General features: G+C 67.8%; 20 protein-coding genes. 12 read left to right on the top strand and 8 right to left on the bottom strand.

Going from position 1 to position 23,957, the window contains the following annotated elements:
• The first annotated feature begins 340 nt into the window (after positions 1 to 340).
• The 6 genes from GLA29479_RS05570 (at position 341) to GLA29479_RS05545 (ending at position 9,184) form a co-directional block, all read left to right on the top strand.
• Complete coding sequence (locus GLA29479_RS05570) at positions 341 to 1,954, top strand: N-acetylmuramoyl-L-alanine amidase family protein (RefSeq protein ID WP_144436367.1); 1,614 nt, start codon at positions 341 to 343, stop codon at positions 1,952 to 1,954.
• 332 nt (positions 1,955 to 2,286) lie between these two features.
• Positions 2,287 to 3,744: an Hsp70 family protein gene (locus tag GLA29479_RS05565; protein WP_057971025.1), complete on the top strand. Its 1,458-nt coding sequence runs from the start codon at positions 2,287 to 2,289 to the stop codon at positions 3,742 to 3,744.
• A gap of 99 nt (positions 3,745 to 3,843) precedes the next feature.
• On the top strand, positions 3,844 to 5,892 hold the full coding sequence (locus GLA29479_RS05560) for an McrB family protein (protein ID WP_082638308.1): 2,049 nt from the start codon (positions 3,844 to 3,846) through the stop codon (positions 5,890 to 5,892).
• Positions 5,889 to 7,178: an McrC family protein gene (locus tag GLA29479_RS05555; protein ID WP_169795615.1), complete on the top strand. Its 1,290-nt coding sequence runs from the start codon at positions 5,889 to 5,891 to the stop codon at positions 7,176 to 7,178. The genes GLA29479_RS05560 and GLA29479_RS05555 overlap by 4 nt, the downstream gene beginning before the upstream one ends.
• Complete coding sequence (locus tag GLA29479_RS05550) at positions 7,175 to 7,804, top strand: DUF938 domain-containing protein (protein ID WP_057971022.1); 630 nt, start codon at positions 7,175 to 7,177, stop codon at positions 7,802 to 7,804. Before GLA29479_RS05555 ends, GLA29479_RS05550 begins: the two co-directional genes overlap by 4 nt.
• Positions 7,805 to 7,828: 24 nt before the next feature.
• On the top strand, positions 7,829 to 9,184 hold the full coding sequence (locus GLA29479_RS05545; protein WP_057971021.1) for a hypothetical protein: 1,356 nt from the start codon (positions 7,829 to 7,831) through the stop codon (positions 9,182 to 9,184).
• On the opposite strand, the gene GLA29479_RS05540 is transcribed toward GLA29479_RS05545, so the two are convergent.
• Both GLA29479_RS05540 and GLA29479_RS05535 read right to left on the bottom strand, forming a co-directional pair.
• Complete coding sequence (locus GLA29479_RS05540; RefSeq protein WP_057971020.1) at positions 9,094 to 9,711, bottom strand: YiiX family permuted papain-like enzyme; 618 nt, start codon at positions 9,709 to 9,711, stop codon at positions 9,094 to 9,096. The genes GLA29479_RS05545 and GLA29479_RS05540 overlap by 91 nt on opposite strands.
• A 10-nt stretch (positions 9,712 to 9,721) precedes the next feature.
• The gene (locus GLA29479_RS05535) at positions 9,722 to 10,264 is read right to left on the bottom strand and encodes a GNAT family N-acetyltransferase (protein ID WP_057919828.1); all 543 of its coding nucleotides are present in this window, start codon (positions 10,262 to 10,264) and stop codon (positions 9,722 to 9,724) included.
• 147 nt (positions 10,265 to 10,411) lie between these two features.
• On the opposite strand from GLA29479_RS05535, the gene GLA29479_RS05530 reads away from it, so the two are divergent.
• A complete protein-coding gene (locus GLA29479_RS05530; RefSeq protein ID WP_057971019.1) occupies positions 10,412 to 11,239 on the top strand; it encodes a nucleotidyltransferase domain-containing protein in 828 nt (275 codons plus the stop codon).
• 162 nt (positions 11,240 to 11,401) lie between these two features.
• Here the strand turns inward: GLA29479_RS05530 and GLA29479_RS05525 are convergent, their stop codons facing one another.
• The 3 genes from GLA29479_RS05525 to GLA29479_RS05515 form a co-directional block, all read right to left on the bottom strand.
• Positions 11,402 to 12,028 (bottom strand): thymidine kinase, encoded by a 627-nt coding sequence (locus GLA29479_RS05525; protein WP_057916123.1) that lies wholly within the window; start codon positions 12,026 to 12,028, stop codon positions 11,402 to 11,404.
• Positions 12,029 to 12,140: 112 nt separating this feature from the next.
• Positions 12,141 to 12,920 carry an SEL1-like repeat protein gene (locus GLA29479_RS05520; RefSeq protein WP_144436366.1) on the bottom strand — a complete coding sequence of 260 codons (780 nt, stop codon included), beginning with the start codon at positions 12,918 to 12,920 and terminating at the stop codon, positions 12,141 to 12,143.
• A gap of 88 nt (positions 12,921 to 13,008) precedes the next feature.
• Entirely contained in the window at positions 13,009 to 13,839 is an 831-nt protein-coding gene (locus GLA29479_RS05515; protein WP_057916125.1) for an SEL1-like repeat protein, read from the bottom strand.
• Positions 13,840 to 13,971: 132 nt separating this feature from the next.
• Between GLA29479_RS05515 and GLA29479_RS05510 the strand changes: the two genes are divergently transcribed.
• The 5 genes from GLA29479_RS05510 (at position 13,972) to GLA29479_RS05490 (ending at position 19,586) form a co-directional block, all read left to right on the top strand.
• Positions 13,972 to 15,954 (top strand): UvrD-helicase domain-containing protein, encoded by a 1,983-nt coding sequence (locus GLA29479_RS05510; protein ID WP_057916126.1) that lies wholly within the window; start codon positions 13,972 to 13,974, stop codon positions 15,952 to 15,954.
• Between the two features lie 350 nt (positions 15,955 to 16,304).
• On the top strand, positions 16,305 to 17,330 hold the full coding sequence (locus GLA29479_RS05505) for a DUF4272 domain-containing protein (protein WP_057916127.1): 1,026 nt from the start codon (positions 16,305 to 16,307) through the stop codon (positions 17,328 to 17,330).
• Positions 17,331 to 17,464: 134 nt separating this feature from the next.
• The gene (locus GLA29479_RS05500; protein ID WP_237051715.1) at positions 17,465 to 17,965 is read left to right on the top strand and encodes a GNAT family N-acetyltransferase; all 501 of its coding nucleotides are present in this window, start codon (positions 17,465 to 17,467) and stop codon (positions 17,963 to 17,965) included.
• A gap of 96 nt (positions 17,966 to 18,061) precedes the next feature.
• Positions 18,062 to 18,532 carry a RidA family protein gene (locus tag GLA29479_RS05495; RefSeq protein WP_057916128.1) on the top strand — a complete coding sequence of 157 codons (471 nt, stop codon included), beginning with the start codon at positions 18,062 to 18,064 and terminating at the stop codon, positions 18,530 to 18,532.
• A 136-nt stretch (positions 18,533 to 18,668) separates the two neighbouring features.
• On the top strand, positions 18,669 to 19,586 hold the full coding sequence (locus GLA29479_RS05490) for a 5'-nucleotidase, lipoprotein e(P4) family (RefSeq protein WP_057971017.1): 918 nt from the start codon (positions 18,669 to 18,671) through the stop codon (positions 19,584 to 19,586).
• A 259-nt stretch (positions 19,587 to 19,845) separates the two neighbouring features.
• On the opposite strand, the gene GLA29479_RS05485 is transcribed toward GLA29479_RS05490, so the two are convergent.
• From GLA29479_RS05485 to GLA29479_RS05475, 3 genes are read right to left on the bottom strand one after another with little or no spacing between them, the layout of a single operon-like run.
• Complete coding sequence (locus tag GLA29479_RS05485; protein ID WP_057971016.1) at positions 19,846 to 20,859, bottom strand: Csu type fimbrial protein; 1,014 nt, start codon at positions 20,857 to 20,859, stop codon at positions 19,846 to 19,848.
• A complete protein-coding gene (locus GLA29479_RS05480; RefSeq protein ID WP_057971015.1) occupies positions 20,856 to 23,246 on the bottom strand; it encodes a fimbria/pilus outer membrane usher protein in 2,391 nt (796 codons plus the stop codon). The genes GLA29479_RS05485 and GLA29479_RS05480 overlap by 4 nt, the downstream gene beginning before the upstream one ends.
• A complete protein-coding gene (locus GLA29479_RS05475; RefSeq protein WP_082638302.1) occupies positions 23,197 to 23,949 on the bottom strand; it encodes a fimbrial biogenesis chaperone in 753 nt (250 codons plus the stop codon). Before GLA29479_RS05475 ends, GLA29479_RS05480 begins: the two co-directional genes overlap by 50 nt.
• Positions 23,950 to 23,957 lie beyond the last annotated feature (8 nt).

Raw genomic sequence — 23,957 nt, 5'->3', positions numbered from 1 at the left:
GACAATCTCAGTCCGTGAGACGGCGTGCCGACCCGGGCTGACGATCAGGCACCTGCTCGTGCCGTTCGTCCCATGGCGCTTCACTAAGCAAGCTCGAATCGGTGTTATGGCTCGGCCACAACGTCGTCGACGATGTTGCGACAACTGTACTTACACCCAAAAGACGAACCAGGCACTTACGACTACTCAATCGGGATCGGCATATGCAGCCGACATCCCGAACTAAGGGTGAGTGCCGCATGGAAGAGCGCACGGACATTGCCGACATCTCGCATCGCATGCGTTCGCAAGGCGATCGCTACGGCCGTTGATTCAGCACCAATTAAATGGAGATTAGATCGTGACTGATGAAAATAAAGGATATCCGACCGGTACGCGTCGTTCGCAGGGGCGTTCGAATGCAGGTCGCCCGCCGTTGCTGAGTGTCATGGCATCGGCCTGCATCGTGGCGGCGACGCTGGCCGTGCAGAGCCCGCTTGCGGCAGCCCAAGCGAAGCCGGATGGCCAAGTCGTAGCGCCGCTGGGCAGCGGCAAGGCGGCGGCGACCTTTGCAAGCAAGGATCGACTCAAGATAGAGGCGATGCTGACCGACGAATTGCAGCGCGTCGTCGATCGACAGAAACGTCTGGAGGGGCAGGGCAAGATCGTTCGTGTCAAAGCGAGCCTCGACATAACCAGCAAGGCTCTCGTCATCGATCTGAGCCGGGCCTATGTGCCGAAGTTCAACGGCGGCCGCTTCGAAGACCAGCAGCACGAGCTGGCGATGGTCGCGATGTCGATTCTGAGTGGAACGATCGCCGTCGATGAGGTCAGATTCCTGTTCGACGGAAAGAGTATCTACAAGTATTTTCCGCAAGACGAAATTGCGCCGAGACAGCCCAAAGCCACGACGGTAGAGCCGGCCGACCTGGTGGTCGTGTCCGCGGCGCATGGGTATTACTTCCACTATGAAGATAATACTTGGAGGCTTCAGCGTCCGGCTCCCCAGGGAGTCTACGAGGACTTAATTACGCAGTATTTGGCTCAGCATCTTGAGGGGTATTTGGGCGCGCGTTCGGCGGCCAACCTGGGTATCCCGCGTAGCCATCTCAGCGATACGCACGTTCCTTCAGGCCACCCGTGGTGGAAGATGTCGGCGCGCACTTACCTGGAGAGCCAGTTTCCGGATAACCCCACCATGTGGAGCACTTCCGATAATCAAGGCGACGATCGTCAGTACGATCAAGACATCAATGCCCGCCCTAAATTCGCCAACCATATCAATGCGACCGCCCTGCTCAGCATCCATACGAATGCCGACGACGGCAGTGGAACTGCGCGCGGAACCATCGTCGCCTACCATACCGGTCGCGAGACCAGTCGGGCGCTCGGCAGCAGTGTCCTGTGCTACATGGCGGAACAGATTCATGCGGTGCCTGGCTACGGCAGCTTTCCTGTCGCGGCCGCTCCGACCGGATACACCAATAAAGGCGAGAACGAACTGGCGCATATGCCGGCGATCATCGTCGAAACCGCCTTTCACACCAACGCGACCGATGCTGCGGCCCTTCAGGATACGAATTTCCAGAAGGGCGCGATGAGAGGCGTGGAAAAGGGCTATCGCATGTGGCGCCAAGGCAAGCCTTGCACGGCACAGGCGATCGCCTCGATCCCGGCCGCTACCGGCTACATCAATACCGCCTTCCCCGTAACGGTCAACTTCCAGGGCTATCCGCAGCTGCCGGTCAAGGCCGAAACGAAAGTCGTGAGCTGTCCGGCGACCTGGAACTGCAGCAACATGGTGAAGTCGACGACGATGCTGTCGCAGACGCAGTTGCAATACCAGATTCTCTGCACGAGTCCGAACCAGGTGGCCGACGCTTCCTTCACCGTCGATACCACGCTGGTCGACGCGGACGGCGTGCGTACACAGCCGGTTCGCAACACCTATACCTGCAAATGGCCGGCGACGTAGATCAACCCTGTGCTCTGCCGGGCGAGCGTTGTCGGTCAGGGCCGTTCTTCGGATGGGCCGCTCGGGGTTCCATTCGTTTAGCTGAGGTGGCGCCGCACTGCCTGAGGCAGTGCGGCGCAGTCGCTCCCGATGGGGCCGGGCGGACACCACTGGCAAACCCATAGCGCGATATGCCGGATGTGTCGCCAAACCCGGCGTCGCATCCGGCCGGGGCTTCCAGTGAAGAGCCGGTGTGGGCCTGCCGCTGGTATCCCTCGCCAATCGCCCCGCGGTTCAGCCCCGGCGGGCCAGGGCACTGTATCCTTGCGCGCCGCAGAACCCTCAGTTTTCCCATGAAGATCGGTATCGATTTCGGCACCAGCTATTCGGCCGCCGCGGCCCTCGTCGACGGCGACGTCCGCACGATCCGCTTCGGCGACGAGCGCCAGTTCCGCACCACGGTGTATTTCCCGGAAGCGGTGCCGGACCCGAGCCAGTTCGAGCTGACCGACGCGCTGGAAGCCGAGGTCGAGGCGCAGGTGCGCAATGCGCGCACCCAGCAGACCCGCGCGATCAACGAGGCGCAAGCGCGGCGCGAACACGCCGCGCGCCTGCCGGCGGAACAGCGCGAGGCGGCGCTGGCGATGATCCCGACACCGGCGCAGCGCTCCGAGCAGGACCTGCGCCGCGACGCCGTCCGCGCGGTGCGCCGGCAGTGGCTGGAACTGCAGGTGCGCGAAGCGCGCGCCTCGGCGGCCTCGTTGCAGAACGCGGTGTACGGCGAAGAAGCGGTCGAGGCCTATCTGAGCGAAGGCTTCGGCAACCTGGTGCAATCGCCCAAGTCGATGCTCGGCTACCAGCTCGCGCCGCACGTGCGCCAGACCATCGTCGGCATCGCCGGCTACATCCTCGAACACATCCGCCTGACCGCCGGCCAGCAACTCGGCGCCAACGTGCGCCGCGCCGTGCTCGGCCGCCCGGTGCAGTTCCGCAGCTCGCTCGGCGCGGCCGGCGGCGACCAGGCCCTGGAGATCATGACCGAGGCGGCAGCCAGCGCCGGCTTCGATGAGGTCAGCTTTCTCGAAGAACCGGTGGCGGCGGCGCTGGGCTATCACGCGCAGAGCGCCGATCGTCACCGCACCCTGGTCGTCGACATCGGCGGCGGCACCACCGACATCACCCTGGCCGAAGTCGGCGGTCCGCAGGCGCCGGTGGTGCTGGGCTCCTGGGGCATCGCCCGCGGCGGCGTCGACGTCGACTTGTCGCTGAGCCTGTCGCGCTTCATGCCGCTGTTCGGCAAAGGCGCGACCCGCGTGCCGGCGCACCATTACGTCGAGGCCGCGACCGTGCACGACGTGGTGCGCCAGCGCGAGTTCCAGCGCCGCGACAGTTACCGCGAAGTCGACGCGCCGTTCGGCCCGCGCCTGATTTCGCTGCAGCAGGCCGGCAACACCACGCGCCTGAGCCGCGCGGTCGAGTCGACCAAGATCCAGTTGAGCACGCAGGGCGACAGCCGCGCCACGCTGGACTACATCGAGCGCGACCTCGCCCTGGCCTCGACGGCCGACGACCTGGCCCGCGCGGCCGACCCTTTCCTCGGCAACCTGGCCGAACTGCTGCGCGAGGTCGGTGCCGAAATTACCGCCGAGCTGGGCGAAGCCCCGGCCGCGGTGTTCCTGACCGGCGGCATGTCGCGCGCGCCCTACGTGCGCGAAACCGTGCGCGAGTGTTTCCCGAACGCGCGCCAGGTCGCCGGCGACGCCTCGCTCGGCGTGGTCTCGGGGCTGGCGTTCGCGGCGGCGCGGGACTGATTCGCGACTTGCGCAGGACTGCGCCGCAGCGGGACTTGTGATCCAATCGCGCCATGCGTCCGTCGCTCGACGCAGGCGCGATATCAGAGGACACGAGGCATGCATGGACAGGCCGTAGAGGACCTTGCGCTGATGCGCGAGGTGGCGCAGCGCCACGAACGTTTGTTGAAGGTGGCGCTGGGCTGGCGCAAGGACCATCCGGGGTTCACCTTCGCATTGCGCACGCGCGACAACCCCAAACGCAATCGCCTCGAAGCCGGCTACTGGTTTCAGGGCAACGAGTACTACCTGTTCTTCGCCCCGTTCAAGCTCAGCGATTCGAACAACAAGACCCGCACCATCGGCCTGGTGTTCTCGCTGAAGAACGGCCAGATCCGCAAGGCCTACATCGAGATCGTCTACGGCAGCATCCAGGACCCGGTGCTGTGCCGGGTGCACGAGCGCCTGCTGCAGGCGCTGGGCATGGAGGTGACGCCGCGCAAGGAGTGCAAGAAGACCATCCCGGCCTCGTCGCCGGAAGAAGCCTTCGTCTACTTCATGAACCACGTCTACCCGGTCGCCCAGCAGATCATCGCCGACGAAGGCGTGGAAGGGCGGTTCTTCATCACCCAGGAGGAATTCGAATCGGCGATGGAACGGCTACCGCGCGGGCGCCGCCGGCCGCGGCCGCCGTCCACGCTTGAGGCTCTGTGGAAGCCGCAGCCTCCGGCCAGCGTCGTGCCGGTGGCGGAGCCACGGACCAAGGCGGTCAATACGATCTATTACGGGCCGCCCGGCACCGGCAAGACCCGCAAATACGAGGAGCTGCGCAGCGATCCGCGTTACCGCACCGAAGCACAGGCGCTGTCGGCCGACGCGCGCGACGAGCGGCGTGTGGGCTCGGCGCCGTGGCACGCAGTCATCACCGCGGCGCTGCTCGACGTCGGGGGCTCGGCGCGAGTGCCGCAGCTGCGCACGCATGCGTGGGTCCAAGCCTCGGCGCGGCTGCGCGGACGTACCCGCAATCTGAAGGAAACTCTGTGGGGGCAATTGCAGTCGCATGCCCCCTTGGACTCGGCGACCGTGCGCACCAGCGCCCGTACCGGTGCGGTGTTGTTCGACAAGGACGCGGACTCGGTCTGGCGTTTGCTGCCCGAATGGCGCGATAACGCGCCGGACCTGGCCGAGGCGGTCGATGCCATCGTCGACGGCCTCGACTTTCAGCAACAGGCCAACGTGGCCGAGTCGCGCCTGAGCCTGGTGACCTTCCATCCGAGTTACTCCTACGAGGACTTCGTCGAGGGCATCCGGCCGGTGCCGGCCGACGGCGACGACGGGCGCGTCGAGTTTCGGGTCCAGCCCGGCTTGTTCAAGGAGCTCTGTCGCGTCGCTCACCTGCATCCGCAGCAGCGCTACGCCTTGTTCATCGACGAAATCAACCGCGCCAACCTGGCCAAGGTGTTCGGCGAGTTGATCGCCCTGATCGAACCCGACAAGCGCGTGACCGCCGGCGCCGAGCCGGGCGAAGGCAGCGGCCTGTGGGTGATACTGCCGGCCAGCCACGAATTATTCGGGGTGCCGGACAACCTCGACCTTTACGCCACCATGAACACCGCCGATCGTTCGATCGCATTGATGGACCTGGCGCTGCGCCGCCGCTTCCGCTTCGAAGAGACGCCACCGCTGCCGGAAGAGATCAAGGGCGGCGACGGTAACGGCGGCGTGATCGCCGACGGCGTGCGCGTGGATCTGCCGCTGTTGCTGCGCAAGCTCAACCAGCGCATCGAGTACCTGCTCGACCGCGATCATTGCATCGGCCACGCCTATTTTCTTGAGGTGCGCTCGCTCGACGATCTGCGCGACTGTTTCCGCGATCGCATCATTCCCCTGCTGCAGGAGTACTTCTTCGACGACTGGGGCCGGATCCAGCGCGTGCTCGGCAGCATGGGCAAGGCCGATCGCTCGCCCTTCGTCGAGGCGCTGGACGTGGATGCGATCGATCTGTTCGGCGTGCACGTATCGGACCTGCCGCGCATTCCGCGCTATCGCATCGAACTGACCGACGCCTCGCAGAGCTGGTCGGCGGCCGATTTTCGCAGCCTGTATTCGCAGGGCGACGAGGACATCGACGACGACGAGGCCGAACTCGGGGACGGAGCCGAGCCGTGAATCCCGCGTTGAGAGCCTTCGAACACACGCCGGTGCCGATCACGGCTCTGCCGACCGCGAATAGTCTCGGCCTCGACGAGGTCCAGCGTCTGGAAGCGGTCTGCCTGCTGCGCCCGGGGCTGTGCGAATTCGGACGGAGCACGGTGCGCTTCGCCCAGTACTGCGGCGTGCTGTGCATCGGCGAGCGCATCCTGGAAATTCTGCCAAAAACCGACCGCACCACGGCCGATGCGGCGCCGGCTCACGACATGCTGTTGCGGATGTTGCGAGTGGTGCACGACCTGCCGTCGCCGCCGCTCGGATCCGGTTCGCACGACGTGATCCGCTCGCCGTTGATCGAATTGTTCGCCGGGCGTTTCCTTGCCGAGACCATGCGCCTGGTCAAGGCCGGGTTGCTGAAGTCCTATGTGTCGCGGTCCGAGAATTCGGCGACGGTGCGCGGCCGCATCGACTGGCCTCGGCATTTGCGCGCCAATGCGGGCCGACAGGATCGTGCCTGGTGCGAGTTCGACGAGCTCACCCACGATGTCGCGGTGAATCGGGTGCTCGTGCTCGCCCTGCTGCACCTGCGCGACTGGCTGGTCGCGCCGACGTTGATCCGGCTATGGCATGAGCTGATGGCCGCGTTCGACGGCATCGCGCCGGCGCGTCGCGACGAGATCGAGCGGTTGTGCTTGGATCGCCAAAGCCGTCGCTATGCCGCGGCTTTGAAGTGGGCGCGCTGGATCATCGAGGGTCTGTCGCCTTCGCTGCGCGCCGGAGCAGCCACGGCGCCCGCGCTGCTATTCGACATGAACCAGTTATTCGAACGCTATGTGGCGATCAAGCTGGCCCGGCAGGCGCCGCCCGGTTGGGTGGTCGAATGCCAGTACGACGACCGGCATCTGGCCCGGGTCCTGGTCGGCGAGCAGAGTTCGCAGCCGGCCTACCGCCTCAAGCCGGACCTGCTGGTGCGTCGCGCCGACCGCATCGTGATGATCGCCGACACCAAATGGAAGCGGCTGGAGCGCGACCGCTACGGCAAGATCCGCCCGTCCACCGATGATATGTACCAACTCAACGCCTATGCCACCGCGTTCCAGGAATGCGGCGAGCTGGCGCTGATCTATCCCTGTTTCGACGGCCTGGCCGCGGACACCCTGGAGACGACGATGCGCTACGAATTGGCCGGCCCGAGCGGATCGCAGTCGCGGCGCGTGCACGTGGCCGCGGTCGATCTGATGGACGATGTGCTGCGGGTTCGGGTCGGCTCGAGCGGCGACGTGCTGCGCAGGTTGGCGGCATGAGCGCGAACGACAAACCCCATTCCCCCTCCTGCGACCGCAACCGCGATCCGATCCTCGCGGTGCTGCGCGCGCATTTCGGCGAGCGCCGGCGGGTGCTGGAGATCGGCAGCGGCACCGGCCAGCACGCGGTGTATTTCGCCGCGGCGATGCCGTGGTTGAGCTGGCAGTGTTCGGATCGCGCCGAATACCTGCCCGGCATCGCGCTGTGGCTGGACGAGGCGGCGTTACCGAACACGCCGCCGGCGGTCGAGCTCGACGTGGCCTCGCCGCGATGGCCTGGCGAGGCGGACGAGGTGCGTTTCGATGCGGCGTTCAGCGCCAACAGCCTGCACATCATGGGCTGGGCGCAGGTCGAGGCCTTCTTCCGTGGGCTCGACCGGGTGTTGGCGGCGGACGCGACGCTCGCGGTCTACGGGCCGTTCAATTATCGCGGCGAGTTCAGCAGCGACAGCAATCGCGAATTCGACGCCTGGTTGAAGGCGCGCGACCCGCAGTCGGGGGTGCGCGACTTCGAGGCGGTCGATGCCCTCGCCGCGGCCATCGGGCTGCGCTTGCTCGCCGATGAGGCGATGCCGGCCAATAACCGTTGTCTGGTGTGGCGCCGGTCGCCGCCGCACAATGCCTGACCCTTCGGCTTTTCGACTCCGGCCATGATGCCTCGTCTGCCTTGCCTGGCTCTGTTGCCGTTGCTGCTGCTCTTACCGGGCTGCGGCCGCGAGCCGGCGCGGCCGGAAGCCGAAGCGCAAACAGCGGACGCGCCGTGGCGGGTTTCGGCCTGGCCCTTGCGGATCGACGCGGCGGCGGCCCAGCCCGACTTGATCGCGACAGCGGATGGGCGTGTGTGGTTGTCGTGGATCACCGGCGAAGCCGGCAAGTATGCCCTGCGCTACGCCGTCGCCGACCGCGACGGCCGTTGGCCCGAGCCGCCGCGATCGATCGCCGTGGGCCAGGACTGGTTCGTCAACTGGGCCGACACGCCGCATCTCGCGGTGAGCGCCGACGGCGCGGTGTGGGCGCATTGGCTGCAGAAATCGGCGCAGGCGCCGTATGCCTACGATGTGGTGCTGGTGCGCTCGGCCAACGGCGCAGCGCCGTGGTCGTCGCCGCTCAAGGTCAATACCGATGGCGGCCAGAGCGAGCACGGCTTCGTGTCGATCTGGCCCGACGGCGCCGACGCGGTCGGCGTGGCCTGGCTCGACGGCCGCCACAGCAACAGCGGCGAGGCCGGCCATGGCGGCGGTCACGGTGGCGGCTCCGGTGCGATGAGTCTGCGTAGCGTGCGCATCGGCGCCAACCTGCATCGCTTCGACGAAGTCGAACTCGACACGATGACCTGCGACTGCTGCCAGACCGATGCGGCGATGACCGCGCGCGGCCCGCTGCTGGTCTATCGCGACCGCAGCGAGGGCGAGGTCCGCGACATTGCCGTCACCCGTGGCGACGAGCGCGGTTGGACGAAGCCGAAGCCGGTGCACGCCGACGGCTGGGTGATGCCGGCCTGCCCAGTCAACGGGCCCTCGGTCAGCGCGCTCGGCGAAGCGGCCGTGGTGGCCTGGTACACCGCGGCCGGCGACACGCCGACAGTGCAGGCGGCCTACAGCCGCGACGCCGGCGATCGCTTCGCTGCGCCGCTGGTGCTCGACCGCGGCGAACAGGTGCAGGGGCGGGTCGAAACCGCGCTGAGCGCCGATGCCGCCTGGGTGCTGTGGCTGCGCGAGGACAGCAACGGCCAGAGCCTGCAGCTCGCACGTTTGGCGCCGGATCTGTCGCGCGAGCGTCAGCGCATCGAAGTGGCGCGTCTGCAGGGGCGCGGCCGCGGCACCGGATTCGCGCAGATGGCGGTGACCGACGAGGCGGTGCACGTGGTCTGGACCGACTACATCGGCCGCGGGGCGGTGCTGCGCGGTGCGCGGATTCAGCCCGAGGCGACGCTGGTCAGCAAGGGCGAGTCGAACATCGCCGCCGGCGAGATCACCGGTTCGGCCAGCGGCACGCGCTCGCCGTAACGCTCGCGCAGCTTGGCCTTCACCGCGGGGTCGTCGAGCTTGAAGCTGCGCAGCGGCTGCAGCGTACCGATGCGCACGCCCAGGGCGCGGTCGTACATCTTCCAGACCAGCTCCGAGCAATAGATGCGCTGGTCCGACCACTCGAACGCCAGATCGTAGCGGCGTCCGCGGAAAGCTTCCGCCGCATTGCGCAGCTTCGTGGCCTGCTGCGCGGTCAACGGCGTGCGCAGGCGCTTGAGCACGTAGTGGCCGCCGCTGCCGCGGGCGATCCAGCGTGCCAGCGGCGTGTAGGTCACCGGGTCGATCGCCTCGAACACGTAGGGCTGGCCGTCGCGGTGCAGGATCACGCCCATGTGGCTGTAGCGCGAGCCGGAGGCGCGTTGGATCGCCTGGCTCTGCGAAGAGCGCGAGACGTGGAAGATCACGTCGCCGTCGCGGACTTGCGGCGGGCGCGCGTCGGCGCAACCGCAGGCGGACGCGGCGAGCAGGGCGGACAGCAGGCCGCAGGCGAGGTGGCGGAGTTTCATGCGGCCGGCGTCATTCGGTCTGCGCCGGTGCGGTGGAGAACAGCCGCAGTTCCTTGGCGTCCTCGCTCATGCGGACCATGCCCTCGAAGCGCAGGCCCAGCCGTTCCAGCACCTTGATCGAGGGTTGGTTGGCGGGATCGGTGATCGCCAGCACTCGCGACAGCGCCAACCCCTCGCGCGCATGGCGCAGCACCGCCTCGCCGGATTCCAGGGCATAGCCGCGCGACCAATGGCGCGGCAGGAAGGCATAGCCCAGGTCGGGGTCGGGCAGGGTCTCGCGCCGCAGCAGGCCGCACATGCCGATGACCTCGCCGCTGTCGCGCAGCTCGACCCGCCACAGGCCGTAGCCGTTGCGGGCGTAGCTCTGCGCCGGGCCGTCGAGGATGTAGCGCACGGCGCCGTCCAGATCGCGCACGCCGCGGTCGCCGATGTTGTCGATGAAGGACGGTTCGTTGAGCAGTTCGAGGATGAAGCCGGCATCGTCCGGCGTCAGTTCGCGCAACAGCAGGCGTTCAGTCTGGATAGCGGTAGTGGACGGCGTATTGGATGGCATCGGCGGCATCGGGTTCGCTGGGGTGCGGCGCGCTCGTCGCGGCGCCGGGGTCGGTGCACGATACGCCAGCCCGCGGCGTCCGCGCAGCATCGGAACGCGCCGGGGTTTGCGCTACGCTGCCGGGCCACGCATCGGCATGCCACGGCAATGAATTCCACGGACGCGGCCCAGGACATCCACCCGGTTTCGGACGACAAGCGGCGCGCGGTGCTCGCCGCCCTGGCGGCGGTCGAACGCGAGCACGACGTGCGCATCGTCTACGCCTGCGAGTCCGGCAGCCGCGGCTGGGGGTTCTCTTCGCCCGACAGCGACTACGACGCCCGTTTCGTCTATGTCCATCGCCGGCCGTGGTACCTGACGGTCAACGAACGCACCGGCCTGGGCGAGCCGCAGCGCGACGTGATCGAGCTGCCGATCGACGACGAGCTCGACGTCAGCGGCTGGGACCTGCGCAAGGTGCTGCGGTTGCTGTCCAAGTCCAACCCGACCCTGTTGGAGTGGCTGCGTTCGCCGATCGTCTACCGCGAGGACGGCGTGCTCAGCGCCGGACTGCGCACCCTGGCCGAGGAGTTCTATTCGCCGATCGCGGCCTGGCACCACTACTTCAGCCTGGCCCACGGCACCTTCCGCGCCCACCTGGGCGGCGAACACATCCGCACCAAGAAATACCTGTACGTGCTGCGCCCGGTGCTGGCCTGCCAGTGGATCGAGCGCGAGCAAGGGCCGCCGCCGATGGCATTCGAGGATCTGCTGGAGCGGCTGTTGCCCGACGGCGAAGTGCGCGAGGCGATCGAGGCCTTGTTGGTGCGCAAGCGCCGCAGCGCCGAAGTCGCGGCCGGGCCGCGCGTGCCGGCGATCAGCGATTTCCTCGCCGCCGAGCTGGAACGCATGCAGGGCCTGGGGCAGACGCTGCCGGCGGCCAGCGGGCGGGCCGAGCGGCTCGACGAGTTCTTGCGTTCGGCGTTGGCGGATTAAGCGAGGTCGCAGGGGCGCGACGGCGGTCGAGGGTTCGTGGTCGCGGCTTGCGCCGCTCCTACCCTATGTTGCGTCGCTCCTGGGTAGGAGCGGTGCAAGCCGCGACCGCGCCAAGGCGGCCACGGCGCGGGTTTCGGTCCTATGGCCGTCCCTTCCGCCGCTCTAATTCGATAATTGCAACGACTGCTGCAAGGGCTCGATCGTGCCTTCGCCGCGCATGACCTTCTTGTACTCGGCGCGCGAGACCGACACGTAGCGGTCGTTGCCGCCGATCTCGACCTGCGGCCCGTCCTGTACGGCGCGGCCGGCTTCGTCCACGCGCACGGTCATGGTCGCCTTCTTGCCGGAATGGCAGATAGTCTTGATCTCGGTAAGTTCGTCGGCCCAGGCCAACAGGTACTGGCTGCCTTCGAACAGTTCGCCGCGGAAGTCGGTGCGCAGGCCGTAGCAGAGCACCGGGATGCGCAGGGCGTCGACGATCTCGCTGAGTTGCCAGACCTGCGAGCGGCTCAGGAACTGGGCTTCGTCGACCAGCACGCAATGCAGTTGTCCCTGCGCGGCGATGTCGGCGCGGATCAGCTGTTCCAGGTCGGCATCGTGGTCGAAGGCGACCGCGTCGGCGCGCAGGCCGATCCGCGAGGCCACCGTGCCGCTGCCGGCGCGATCGTCCAGGCGCGGGGTCAGGATCGCCACGCGCATGCCGCGCTCGCGGTAGTTGTGCGCCGACTGCAGCAGGGTCGTGGTCTTGCCGGCGTTCATCGCCGAATAATAGAAATAGAGCTTGGCCATGGCCGCAGTTTAGGGCGCGTGGCGGCGCCGCCACAGACTTGACGTGCGGCGTGCGAGGGCTGGAGCCGCGGCCCGGCCCGTTTAGTCGGGGCCGGATGCGCTGCCGAGCGCATCAACGCGGTCGCGGCGGGTCCTTGGGCTCGGCCCTGTCCTTCGGTGCGCTATCGGCGGGCAGCGGCAGGACGGCGCCTTCCGGATTCATCGCCTCGACATCGCCGACGTTGACCGTGCCGCCGAGTTTCAGCTTCCACAGGCGGTCCTGGCGTTGCCAGTACTGCTCGGCGTTCCAGTTGGCGTCGGCGTACAGCCCGCCGGTCAGGGCGACCGAGCCGGAGGCGTCGCGCTGCCCGGCCAGCACGCCGACGTCGCTGCCGATGTGGCTGCCGGTGATCTGGTTGCGCAAGCGTTGCAGGCGGCGGGCGTAGCGCGGCTTGACCGTCGGGTCGCCGTAGACCCGGTACAGGGCCGGGCCTTGTTCGAGCGCGCGCTGGCGTTCGGCCGCGCTCAGCGCGGCCCAGTAGCGTTCGCGCAGGCCGACCAGGTCGCGATAGCCGCGCTCGGCGGCGAGGTCCATCCAGACATAGGCCAGGGCGCGATCGGCCGCCACGCCTTCGCCCTTCCAGTACATCTCCGCGACCAGGCCCTGCGCGGGCTTGTCGCCGAAATAGCCGGCGCGGCGAAAATGATCGAGGGCGACGGCGTGATGCCCGCGCCGATACGACTGCAGGCCGAGCTGGCGGTACTCCACGTCGGGATGCAGGTGCATGTAGCCGACGTCGGCCAGGGCCGCATCGGCGGCGGGGTCGGGCCCGATAGGCGCTTGCGTCGCGGCCGAAGCCGAACCCATCGCCAACGAGGCGGCGAACAGACAAAAGATCAGACGTCCTGTCACGGCATGCGCTCCGGTGTTCGCGCCGAGCGGAGGCCCGGTGCGGCGGCGAGGGTAGCAAGCCGGGGCAAAGGATGCAGCGTCGGCCGCTTCAGGGGCGCTGGCTGCTCATGATCTTTTCCAGCGTGCCGACCTCGACGTTGCCGCCGCTTTGCCAGACCGCGTCCTCGACCGCCCAGTAGCGGCGCGTGTCCAGGCGCCAGTCGGCGTACATCGGGCGCAGGTCGAGCGAGTCGCTGGGGTCGAAAAGGCTCGAGCCGCCGCGCGAGGCGAACACCAGCAGGTTGCCGGTGGTCAGACCGGCCGGGCTGCCGGTGATGCGGCTGCGGGCGCGGGCGACTTCGCGCTCCATGCGCGGCTTGGCGACCTCGTCGGCGTACTCGTCGAAGATCGCCACGCCTTGCCGCAAGGCGCGCTGGCGCTCGTCCTCGTCGAGCTCCTGCCACATCTTCTCGCGCAGCAATACGAACTGCGGGTAGCTGCGCTCGGCGGCGAGGTCGGCCCAGGCGTAGGCGAGGGCGCGGTCGTGCGCCACGCCGAGGCCATGCCAGTACATCAGGCTGAGCCGATGCTGCGAATACTTGTCGGCATAGCGCGCGGCGCGGCGGAAGAAACGCGAGGCGTCCTGCCACTGCCCGCGGCCGGCCGCGTCGGTGCCGTACAAGCGCCACAGCTCGTTGGGATGGGTCGCCGACATGCGCTGGCGGGCGTCGAAATCGCGGTGGCCGATGCGGTCGGTTTCGGCGCTGGCCAGTTGTTCCGGCGTCGCCTCGGCCGGCGTGGCCGCGGCAGCGGTCGGGCCGACGGTACCTGGGCCGCTAGCCGTGGAGCCGGCAGCGGTCGTTCCGGCGGATGCAGGGCCGGCCATGGCGGCCAGGGCCAGCCCGGCGCGAGCCAGCAAGACGACGAGACCACGTTCCATGGCGACCTCCGACGACGGCCCGGCGCGGTCCGGGCCTGCGGCGCCTAGCCTACTCCAGCCTCCCGGCCCGGTCGCGGGCGTGGCGGTTAGACTGTGCGGCCTGACCGGCCCTTGCCGGCGATCCGACATTCCATGCACGGTCTCAATCCCCCCCAACGCGCCGCCGTTCTGAACACCGAAGGGCCGCTGCTCGTGCTCGCCGGCGCCGGCAGCGGCAAGACCCGCGTCATCGTCGAGAAGATCGCCCATCTGATCGCGTCCGGCCGCATGCCGGCCAAGCGCATCGCCGCGATCACCTTCACCAACAAGTCCGCCAAGGAAATGCGCGAGCGCGTGGCCAAGCGGATCCGGGGCGACGGCGCCGACGGATTGACCATCTGCACCTTCCACGCGCTGGGGCTGAAGTTCCTCCAGTTCGAACACGCCAAGCTCGGCCTGCGCCGCGGCTTCAGCGTGTTCGACAGCGACGACAGCAACGCCCAGATCAAGGACCTGCTGCCGGCCGGCAGCAAGCCCGACGTGATCGACGAGATGCGCAACCTGATCTCGCGCGCCAAGAACTCCGGCCTGTCGCCCGCCGAAGCCATGCGCGAGTCGCGCAGCGCGCGCGAGATCGAGGCGGCGACGGTGTACGAGATGTACCAGGCGCGGTTGACCACCTTCAACGCGGTCGATTTCGACGACCTGATCCGCTTGCCGGTGCAGTTGCTCGAAGCCGACAACGAGGTGCAGTTGGCTTGGCGCGAACGCATCGGCTACCTGCTGGTCGACGAATGCCAGGACACCAACGACGCCCAGTACCGCTTGCTCAAGGCCCTGGCCGGCCCGCGCGGCCTGTTCACCTGCGTGGGCGACGACGACCAGTCGATCTACGCCTGGCGCGGCGCCAACCCCGACAACCTGCTGGAACTGGGCAAGGACTATCCGAGCCTGGAGATCATCAAGCTCGAGCAGAACTACCGCTGCAGCAACCGCGTGCTGCGCGCGGCCAACGCGTTGATCGCCAACAACCCGCACGAGCATCCCAAGACCCTGTGGAGCGACCAGGCCGACGGCGAGCGCATCCGCGTCTGGGAATGCCGCGACAGCGCCCACGAGGCCGAGAAGGTCGCCGCCGAGATTCAGTACCTGGCGCAGAAGAACCAGGCGATGTGGGCCGATTTCTGCATTCTGTTCCGCGGCAACCACCAAAGCCGCGCGCTGGAGAAGGCGCTGCAGTTGCTGCGCGTGCCCTATCACCTCAGCGGCGGCACCGCGTTTCTGGAGCGCGGCGAGGTCAAGGACGCGCTGTCCTGGCTGCGCCTGATCGCCAACCCCGACGACGATGCGGCCTTCCTGCGCGCGGTGACCTCGCCTAAGCGCGAGGTCGGCGCGACCACCCTGGCCAAGCTGGCCGAGATGGCCCAGCACGCGCAGTTGCCGATGTCGCGCATGGCCGAATCGATCAACGCGATCAAACAGCTCAGTCCGCGCGCCGGCACCGCGCTCGATGGCTTCGTGCAGATCCTGCGTTTCCTGCGCGACGAAGCGCAGCGCATCAGCCCCGGCGAACTGGTCGGCGTGCTGGCCGAACGCAGCGGCCTGCTGGCCTCGATCCGCGCTCAGTGCAAGGACGAAGCTTCGTTCCAGCGGCGCAAGGAAAATCTCGGCGAACTGTCGGGCTGGTTCGACGGCGGCAAGGGCGCGGGCCCAGGCGAACTGGCCGCGCAGCTGGCGCTGCTGTCGCATGCCGACAAGGGCGAGGCCGGCAACCAGGTGCGGCTGATGAGCCTGCACGCGGCCAAGGGACTGGAGTTTCGCTACGTGTTCATCGTCGGCGTCGAGGACGGCAATCTGCCGCACGACGCCAGCCTCGACGAGGGTCGCCTCGACGAAGAGCGGCGCCTGATGTACGTGGGCATCACCCGCGCGAAGGAAGCGCTGTACCTGTCGCATGCGCGCGAGACCCAACGCTGGGGCGAACGCATCCGCCTCAAGCCGAGCCGCTTCATCGAAGAACTGCCCGCGGCCGAACTGCAGCGCGACGGCGCCGACCCGGTCGCCGACGCCGCGCGCAAGCACGAGCGCGCGAACGCGGGGTTCGCGGCGATCAAGGCGTTGCTGGAAAACGGCTGAGCGGCACGGGGTTTTGCGGGCGGGGCGGGCAGGAGCAAATCCCCCTGGCCCCCCTTTTCCAAAGGGGAAGGGGTCTGCTGGGATTGGACGTGGCGCAGGCAGTCGCCACAACGCCAGTGCCAACACCAAGCCGATGTAACTCCGGAACTACAGAACGCGCAAAACTTCGCCCCCTTTGCAGAGGGGGCAAGCGCCTGTGCCGCTTCAACGTAGCCGTGTTGGCGGCTGCGCCAGGGGATTTGCTCTTGCGCGCAACATGACGGCCACCTGCGCAAACCGCAAACCGTCGCCGCGCCCATTTCGACCGAATCGGCTAGTCTTGCCGCACTCGTCCACGAACGCGCAACGACATGGCCCTGTTGATCAACGCCTACTCCACGCTCGCCGCGCCGCCGGCTCCCGATTTCCTCAAGGCGCCGCCGGCCTATCGCGACCGCAGCGACGCCGAATTGGTGCCGCATCTGCAGGGCTTCGTCGGTTACGTGCTCGGTACGGTCGCAGAGGGCATGGACGCGCGCACCTTCGCGGTGATCCGCCACCTGCAGCGGGTCCAGAGCCACTACAGCTTCGAGGTCGAGGACGGCGCGTTCGAGGCCCTTGCCTCGTGGGCGCAGGCCGCGAATGCCGTCTGCTTCCTGCCCGACGGCTCGGTGCGCGATCCGGCCGGGCAAGTGCTGGTCAGCCAGGGCGAGCCGACGATCGATGCCGATTCGGCCTTGCCGTATCCGGCCGACGCGCGCGAGCGCAAGGCGCGCAGCGAAGCCGAACTGCACGCTCTCGGCGCGCAAGTACCGGCGCATCTGCCGCCGGTGCTAGGTGCCGGCGAAGTGCGTCTGCGCACGCCCGAAGAAACCATGCGACGCATGCTGGCGCTGACCGCGGTCGCGGTGCGCGCCGAATCGCTGGGCAGCGACCCGCTGTCGGCTCAGGAGATCGCACTCAAGCTCGGGCCGGGCGTCGCCGCGCTGACGCCGGCCGAACGCGCCTTCATCGAGGCGGAAACGCCCGATGAGGAAACCTGGGCCAATCACGGCTGGCGCTACGAAAGCGCGGCGCTGCTGCAGTGGGCGCTGGGCCTGACCGCTGCGCTGCCGCCGCCGACCGCGATCTGCGATGCCGGCGAGATCGCCCTGATCGCGATCGAACATGCCGACGAAGCCCATATCGCCGCGGCCCGGCTGCGTCCGGTATCGGAACTGCTCGATGCCCTGGATGCGATCTATCGCCGTCATTGGCTGGTCCGCCAGGCCCGTCTCGACGAAAAAGCGCCGCCGGCGGATCTGCATCCGAGCATCGTCTACGAGCGCCATTACGCGCTCAATTGGCTGCTGCGGTTCGACGAGCAGGAGTGGGACGAGGTCGGCACGCCTACTTGAAGCGAGCAGTGAGGCCAGAGGAGTGAGGAGTGAGTGGGAGCGGCCTGTGTCTCACTCCTGGTTGCTCGCTTGTAGTTCCTGGTTTCTACTCGCTAGTTCCTTCATTCACTCCCAGACCTCGGATCACCGCCGCAATGACTTCCCTTATCGTCCGCAACGTCACCCCTGCCGATCATCCGGCGGTGCTCGCGCTGAACCTCGAATCCGAGGCCTTGATGAGCCCGCTCGACGCGCAGCGGCTCGCCGAACTGGACCGGCAGTCGGTGTATCACCGCGTGGTCTGCGACGGCGACCGCGTCGTCGCGTTCCTGCTCGCGTTTCGCGAGGGCGCCGATTACGACAGCCCGAACTATCTGTGGTTCTCCGAGCGTTATCCGACTTTCCTGTACGTCGACCGTATCGCCGTCGCCGCCAGCCACCGCGGGCGCAAGCTCGGCGGCCTGCTCTACGACGATCTGTTCGCGTTCGCCCGCGAGCGCGGCTTCGCCCAGGTCGTCTGCGAGTTCTACATCGTGCCGTTCAACGAAGCTTCCAGCCGTTTCCATGCGCGCTACGGTTTCGGCGAAGTCGGCACGCAGTGGGTGGCCGGCAACAGCAAGCAAGTTTCGTTGCAGGTCGCGCCGGTGCCGGCATAAGGGCGCGGCGCGCTCGCCGACGATCGCGGCGTCGCTCATCCCGGCATTGAATCCCCGACCGCAGTTCCGACACCGAACGAACCCTGGAGAGTGCTCATGCGCCTAGCCCTGTCGATATCGCTGCTACTGGCCGTCGCCGCGCACGGCGCCATCGCCGGCGAAGCGCGCAAGCCCGAGTTCCTGCGCTCGCCGGATCCGGCCGCGGCCAAGCTGCCGTTCTCCGAAGCCGTGCGCAGCGGCGACCTGCTGTTCCTGTCGGGCCAGATCGGCACCGTGCCCGGCGGCGACAATGCGCTCGCTCCGGGCGGCATCGCCGCCGAGGCCGAGCAGACCTTGCGCAACGTTCGCCAAGTGCTCGAACGCCACGGCGCTTCGATGAGCGATGTCGTCAAATGCACGGTGTTCCTGGCCGACATCGCCGACTGGCCGGCCTTCAACGAGGTCTATCGCAAGCATTTCAGCGCGCCGTTCCCGGCCCGCAGCGCCTTGGCGGCGTCCGGGCTCGCCTTGGGCGCGAAGGTCGAAGTCGAATGCATCGCCCAGGCGCCGCCGCGCGAGCGCCGCTGAACGGCCGGGCGGTCGCTTGCGGGCCGCTGGGGTAAGCCCTCCGTCGCGCCCTGGAGCGTCGCGGCCGGGCCGGCAATCGACAGCGTTTTGCCGCGGGGCCTACACTCCCCGCCTTTCCACCACCGAGCGTCCGCGCATGCAGACCCGCGCCTTTGCCCTGACCGCCCTCGCTTGCGCGCTCGCGCTGAGCGCCTGCAAGCCGACGGCCCCGCCGGCCGCGCCCGCGCCTGCGGCCCCGGCCGAGACGAAGGCCGCTCCCGCCGCCGCGCCGGCCGCGTCCAGCGCCGACGACAACCTCAACGCGGTGCTGTGGATGCAGCGTTCGGTCGAATATCGCGCCGCGACTGAGACGGTCTATCGCGCCGCCGCCGACAAGCTCGACACCGCGCTTAAGCAGCCCAACTGGGACGCGCTGGTACCCGACGAGCGCGGCAATCCGGTCAAGGGCCTCAAGCCGGCCGTGGTCATGGACGTCGACGAAACCGTGCTCGACAACTCGCCCTACCAGGCGCGCCTGGTGCGCGACGGCAAGGAATACGACGAGGTCAGCTGGGACGCCTGGGTCGCCGAGAAAAAGGCCAAGCCGCTGCCGGGCGTGGTCGATTTCGCCAAGGCCGCGCAGGCCAAGGGCATCACGATTCTTTATCTGTCCAACCGCGCCGTGCACCTGAAGGAGGCCACCTTGGCCAACCTGCGCAGCGCCGGTCTGCCGGTCGCCGACGATCAGGTTTTTCTCGGCCTGGGCACGGTGGTCGAAGGCTGCGAACAGAATGGCAGCGAGAAGAACTGCCGCCGCCTGCTGGCCGGGCGCCAGTACCGCGTGCTGATGCAGTTCGGCGATCAGCTCGGCGACTTCGTCCAGGTGGTCGCCAACACCCCGGAAGGCCGCGACGCTTTGCTGCAGCAGTACCGCGACTGGTTCGGCGAACGTTGGTGGATGCTGCCGAACCCGAGCTACGGCTCGTGGGAAGCGATGACCTTCAACAACGACTTCAGCCAGCCGCGCGAAACCCGTCGCCAGGCCAAGCGCGCCGCGCTCGATCTGGCGCCGTGAGCGCAGTCTCAGGGGCGTTGGCGATTACCCGTCAATTAAAATCAATAAGTTACATCGCAATACTTCAGGTGTTGCATTAACTTTGGTGCGGCGTTAGGCTGCGCCCATCCCGGTGCCAGCCGGGGCCATGCCACAACTCGTAATCTTCCGGCGCAAGCCGGTTTGAAGGAGGCCTCGCGCCTCCTTTTTCTTTTTTCCTTTACGCATCCTGCGGCCACACATCGTGCATCGCGCGCCTCGCGATCGATCGGCAATGCATTCAGTACGTCACCGTCACCGTGATGGTGTCGCTGTAGCTGCCGATGCTCGGCGTTTGCGCGCCGACACGGCCGTAGACCGGCAGCGATTGCGACGTGCCGGTACCGGTGCCGGTCAAGGTGTCGCTGCCGAGGGTGTTGCCCCAGCGCTGCGTGCGCGGGCTGTTGCGATACAACTCGTAGACCACGAACTGGCCGGCGCCGTTGCGCATGCGTCGGGTCGCGCCGCTGGCGTAGAGGCCGTTGTTGAGGCCGATCTGCCAGGCGGTACGGCCGCTGCAGACCAGGCCGATCGAGGTGGTCTGGTCGACGTTCGAGGTGATCGGGCCGGGCACGCTGCCGAAGGCCATATTCGGCACCGGCTTGGGCGTGAGTGTGCAGCTGTTCGGCACCGAGCCGTTGACGGTGAAGGGGAATTGGCTGGAGGTGCCGGCGCTGCCGCCGGAAGTGCACGACGCCGGCATCGGCGGGGTGCCGAGCAGCTGTTCGGCATAGCGGAACTCGATCAAGGTGTCGGTAGCTGCAGTGAAACGATTGACGTAAGTGCCGGCGTTGAGCCCGGTCTGGGCCGGGATGCGGCCGTACAAGGTGACGTTCTGTGTTTCGCTGCCGCCGAGTACCGGTACGGAGTAGGTAAATTGCAGTAGCACCGGATTGGGCACGGTGGCGTTGCCACGTGCGCCCCATATCGCCGTGCGTGCGGCGTCGGTGTAGAGCTGCATGTTCATTGGATCGCTGAAGGTGTTGATCAGACGGCGCGGATTGAGCGTGCCGCCTCCATCGGTGCCGCTGAAGATGCTCACGCACATATTGACCCTGGCATTGGCGAGCAGGGACAGGCCGAAGGTGTTGCAGGTCACGCTGAACGTCGCGGTGGCGTCGGTAACGCCGCCGCTGGTCGCGGCGAAATTCAGATTGGTCATGCTGCCGGTGCAGGTGGTCGCTGCCGATGCGGGACGCGCGAACAGCGGCAGCATCAACATCAAGCACAGCGCTACGGCGTGCAGGCGATTCATGGCGATACCTGCCTCTGGCAGATCAAGGGGCCGATGCGCGGCACGCCGCCGCCGGCCGGATACGCGAAGCGCACGCTGCAGGAACCGTCGGGGGTATCGACGCGCACCGTGTTGAGTTCCTGCAAGGTGTCCAGATAAGTCTCGCCGTCGTAACCGACGACCGCGCTCGCACCCGAATTCGAGTCCGAGTCCAGATGCACGCGGCTGCCGAGCGGCAGGGCCTCGCCGTGGTCGTCCTGCAGCACCAACACCGCGGCGCGCACTTGTTCGATGCCGAAGCGCACCAAGGTGCCGGAACGGTCCTGCGGCGTGGCCTGCACCTCGACCCGGTCCAGGCGCAGGTCGGCCGGCAGTTCCATCGGGTCGATGGCGATGCGGTTGCGTTGCCAGGCATTGAGCGGCGTCACCAGCAGCATGCCGTCGCGGTCGGTGCGGCCGATCGGTCGGTTTTCGAGCAGCACCGGCACGTCGGCGCGGCCGGTCGAGACCACCGCGAAGGCATCGCTGACGTTGCGCGCGGCGAAGACATGGCCGCCCATCCACACCAGCGAGCCGCTGGCGCTGGCGTAGCCGTAATCGACGTCGCCCTGACGCGCGAAGCCGAGGCTGTAGCGTCCATACGAAGTCAGCCAGCCGGCTTCGGCCAGGCCGCCTTCCTCGCCGTCGCCGCCGCGCGCCTGCAGGCGCCAGCCGAAGCCGCCGTCGCCGGGCAGCGGCCGGCTCAGGTCGAGTACGGCCTGGTCGCGACCGCGGTTGCGCTGCAGCGAAGCGCTGAGTTGCAGTTGCCGATCGAAGTTCATCGAGAAGCCGAGGTAGATGTTGCGGTCCTCGGAGCGGTCCAGGTTCTGGTTGTACGACAGGCTCAGCGACGCGCCGCTCTTGAAGTTGCGGCTCCAGGTCGCGCTGCCGTAGCGGGCCGGGGTTTCGTCGCGATAGATCAGGCGCACGTAGCTCAGGCCCAAGCTGCCCAGGCGGGTGTCGTTCCAGCTCGCCACCGCGCGTTCGCTGACCCGCGCCGGGGCTTGGCCATAGCGCGAGGCCACGTCGCGGTATTCGCCATGCGTGCGTTGGGTGTCGGCGGAGATGTTGAAGCGGCCGTTGCTCCAGTTGTAGGCGGCGGCGTACAGCCAGCCGGAGTCGTTGCGGTCCTGTCCATGCGCGAGCGAGGCGCTGAATACGCCGGCGCCGCCGAGCAGCCAGACCGCGCCGAGCCCGCCGTTGACCACGCTGTCGCCGCCTTCGGCATGCGCCTCGACGGTGAAGTTGTCGCTGACGCCGTAGCGTAGATCGGCGCTGGCGAGCGGTTCGCTGCCGTAGGCGAACGAACGCAACGCGTAGTCCTCGCGCACCAGGCCCAGGCTCAGCGACCAATCCGACAAACCCTTGGCGAGCAGCTGTTGCGCGGCATAGAACGGAAAGTCGAGTTGGCGGGTGCGGCCGAAGGCGTCGGTGACGACCAGTTGCGCGTTGCCGGCGCCGGTGATGCCGGGGATGGTCGCGAGCTGGAACGGCCCCGGCGGCAGTTCGCCGCTGTACTGGCGGATGCCGTTGACGTACAGGTCCACCGCCGACGGCACCGCAACTTCGCCGACGAAGGTCGGCAGCGGGGTGGTAATGCGATACGGCTGCAGGCCGAAGTCGCGGCCGATGCGCACACCGCCCAGGCGCAGCGGGCGGGTCCAGTCGAGCTGGCCGCTGATTACGTCGCCGACGCTGACGCTGAGCATCGAGGCCGGCGAGGACCAGCGCCAACTGCTGTCCAGGCGCACCGAATCGGTCCGCCGCGGTTCGTCCTCGCTGCGTTGGCTGCGGGTGACCGCGGTCTGGCTGAAGACGCCGCGGCCCATGCCGAACACGCGCAGTTCGGCGAAGGCGCTGGTGCTGTCGCTGTGGTCGTCGCGGCTGCTGTACAGGTCGTAGTTGAACAACAGGCCGGGCGACGCGCTCGCGGTGGGGATGTCGGTGCCCGGTGCGTTGAGGCGCGTGGTCGCCAACGACAGCAGCGACAGCGGCGCATCGATCGCCACGCGTTGCAGCGAAGCGTCGTAGCGCACGCTGACGCCATCCAGGCTGTCGGGCGCGACCGATTCGGCGTCGGTGCGACCCTCCAGAACGAAGCCGATCTGGCGCAGGGTGGCGACGCTGGCGAATAAATGGCCGTCGCGCAGCTCGAACGGCTGCGGCGTGCCGTAGGCGGTCTGGTTGAGGCTGACTTCGAGATAGAGCTGCAGCGGTGCGCTGGCGGCATTGCTCTCGCCGGCGCGGGCCAGGATCAACGGCGGCAGGTCCGCCGCATGGCTCGCAGGCGATGCCAGGAGCAGGCCGGCGGACATGGCTTCAGCGAGCCGGCGGGTCCAGCGCCAGTGTCCGCTCGGTCGATTCGCCATTGATCCTCGCCTTGAACGTGCCCGGACCGCGCAGCAACTCGGCCGGCGCCGCCAACGGCCAACGCATGCGCTGGCCGGCCAGGGCGTAACCGAACAGGCCCGACGCGATCGCATGACGGCCTCCCTGCGCATCGACGAATACCAGATCGGCCAGCTGCGCATGCTGGCCGCCGCGGTTGTGCACGCTCAGGCGCGCTTGTTCGCCTTCGAAGCTCAGTTGCGCGCGCAGCTCGGGTGCGAGGGCCGCGTCCCCCGGCGGAGCGAGGAACACCGGCACCGAATAGCGCAGTACGAACTGCAGGCCGGCCGGGCGGTCCTGATCGCCGGGCGGCAGTTCGTCGACGATCAATCGATAACTTTCTTCGGCGGCGGGCGGTGCGCCGAGCCGGATCACCCGCAGCAACTGCCGCGCCCCGGGCGCCAGTTCCAGCATCGGCGGACTGATCGCCAGCGCGCGCGTGGCTTCGTAGCGTTCTTGGTCGTTTTCCTGAGTCCAGCGGTACACCCGGACCTGGGCCTGCAGTGGCTTGCTGCCGGTGTTGCTGAGCCACAGCCCGTCAGCGCTCTGCTTGGCCTGCAGGGTCAGCGAGGTGGGCGTGACCTGGAGCCCGGCCGCAACCGCCGGTGCCATCGCGAGCACGCCCCATACGGCCGCGATGGCGAGAGCGGCACGGACGGCATGCGGGAGCCGGCGGCCGCTCATCTCTCCCT

The organism is Lysobacter antibioticus (assembly GCF_001442535.1).
Taxonomy (GTDB): Bacteria; Pseudomonadota; Gammaproteobacteria; order Xanthomonadales; family Xanthomonadaceae; genus Lysobacter; species Lysobacter antibioticus.
This window is presented reverse-complemented; position numbering and strand designations above follow the sequence as displayed.

Excerpts from the sequence above, each read along its gene's own strand:
- GLA29479_RS05565 (WP_057971025.1), top strand. The coding sequence starts at position 2,287 with ATGAAGATCGGTATCGATTTCGGCACCAGCTATTCGGCCGCCGCGGCC.
- GLA29479_RS05560 (WP_082638308.1), top strand. The coding sequence starts at position 3,844 with ATGCATGGACAGGCCGTAGAGGACCTTGCGCTGATGCGCGAGGTGGCG.
- GLA29479_RS05550 (WP_057971022.1), top strand. The coding sequence starts at position 7,175 with ATGAGCGCGAACGACAAACCCCATTCCCCCTCCTGCGACCGCAACCGC.
- GLA29479_RS05545 (WP_057971021.1), top strand. The coding sequence starts at position 7,829 with ATGATGCCTCGTCTGCCTTGCCTGGCTCTGTTGCCGTTGCTGCTGCTC.
- GLA29479_RS05540 (WP_057971020.1), bottom strand. The coding sequence starts at position 9,711 with ATGAAACTCCGCCACCTCGCCTGCGGCCTGCTGTCCGCCCTGCTCGCC.
- GLA29479_RS05535 (WP_057919828.1), bottom strand. The coding sequence starts at position 10,264 with ATGCCATCCAATACGCCGTCCACTACCGCTATCCAGACTGAACGCCTG.
- GLA29479_RS05530 (WP_057971019.1), top strand. The coding sequence starts at position 10,412 with ATGAATTCCACGGACGCGGCCCAGGACATCCACCCGGTTTCGGACGAC.
- GLA29479_RS05525 (WP_057916123.1), bottom strand. The coding sequence starts at position 12,028 with ATGGCCAAGCTCTATTTCTATTATTCGGCGATGAACGCCGGCAAGACC.
- GLA29479_RS05515 (WP_057916125.1), bottom strand. The coding sequence starts at position 13,839 with ATGGAACGTGGTCTCGTCGTCTTGCTGGCTCGCGCCGGGCTGGCCCTG.
- GLA29479_RS05510 (WP_057916126.1), top strand. The coding sequence starts at position 13,972 with ATGCACGGTCTCAATCCCCCCCAACGCGCCGCCGTTCTGAACACCGAA.
- GLA29479_RS05505 (WP_057916127.1), top strand. The coding sequence starts at position 16,305 with ATGGCCCTGTTGATCAACGCCTACTCCACGCTCGCCGCGCCGCCGGCT.
- GLA29479_RS05500 (WP_237051715.1), top strand. The coding sequence starts at position 17,465 with ATGACTTCCCTTATCGTCCGCAACGTCACCCCTGCCGATCATCCGGCG.
- GLA29479_RS05495 (WP_057916128.1), top strand. The coding sequence starts at position 18,062 with ATGCGCCTAGCCCTGTCGATATCGCTGCTACTGGCCGTCGCCGCGCAC.
- GLA29479_RS05490 (WP_057971017.1), top strand. The coding sequence starts at position 18,669 with ATGCAGACCCGCGCCTTTGCCCTGACCGCCCTCGCTTGCGCGCTCGCG.
- GLA29479_RS05485 (WP_057971016.1), bottom strand. The coding sequence starts at position 20,859 with ATGAATCGCCTGCACGCCGTAGCGCTGTGCTTGATGTTGATGCTGCCG.
- GLA29479_RS05480 (WP_057971015.1), bottom strand. The coding sequence starts at position 23,246 with ATGGCGAATCGACCGAGCGGACACTGGCGCTGGACCCGCCGGCTCGCT.
- GLA29479_RS05475 (WP_082638302.1), bottom strand. The coding sequence starts at position 23,949 with ATGAGCGGCCGCCGGCTCCCGCATGCCGTCCGTGCCGCTCTCGCCATC.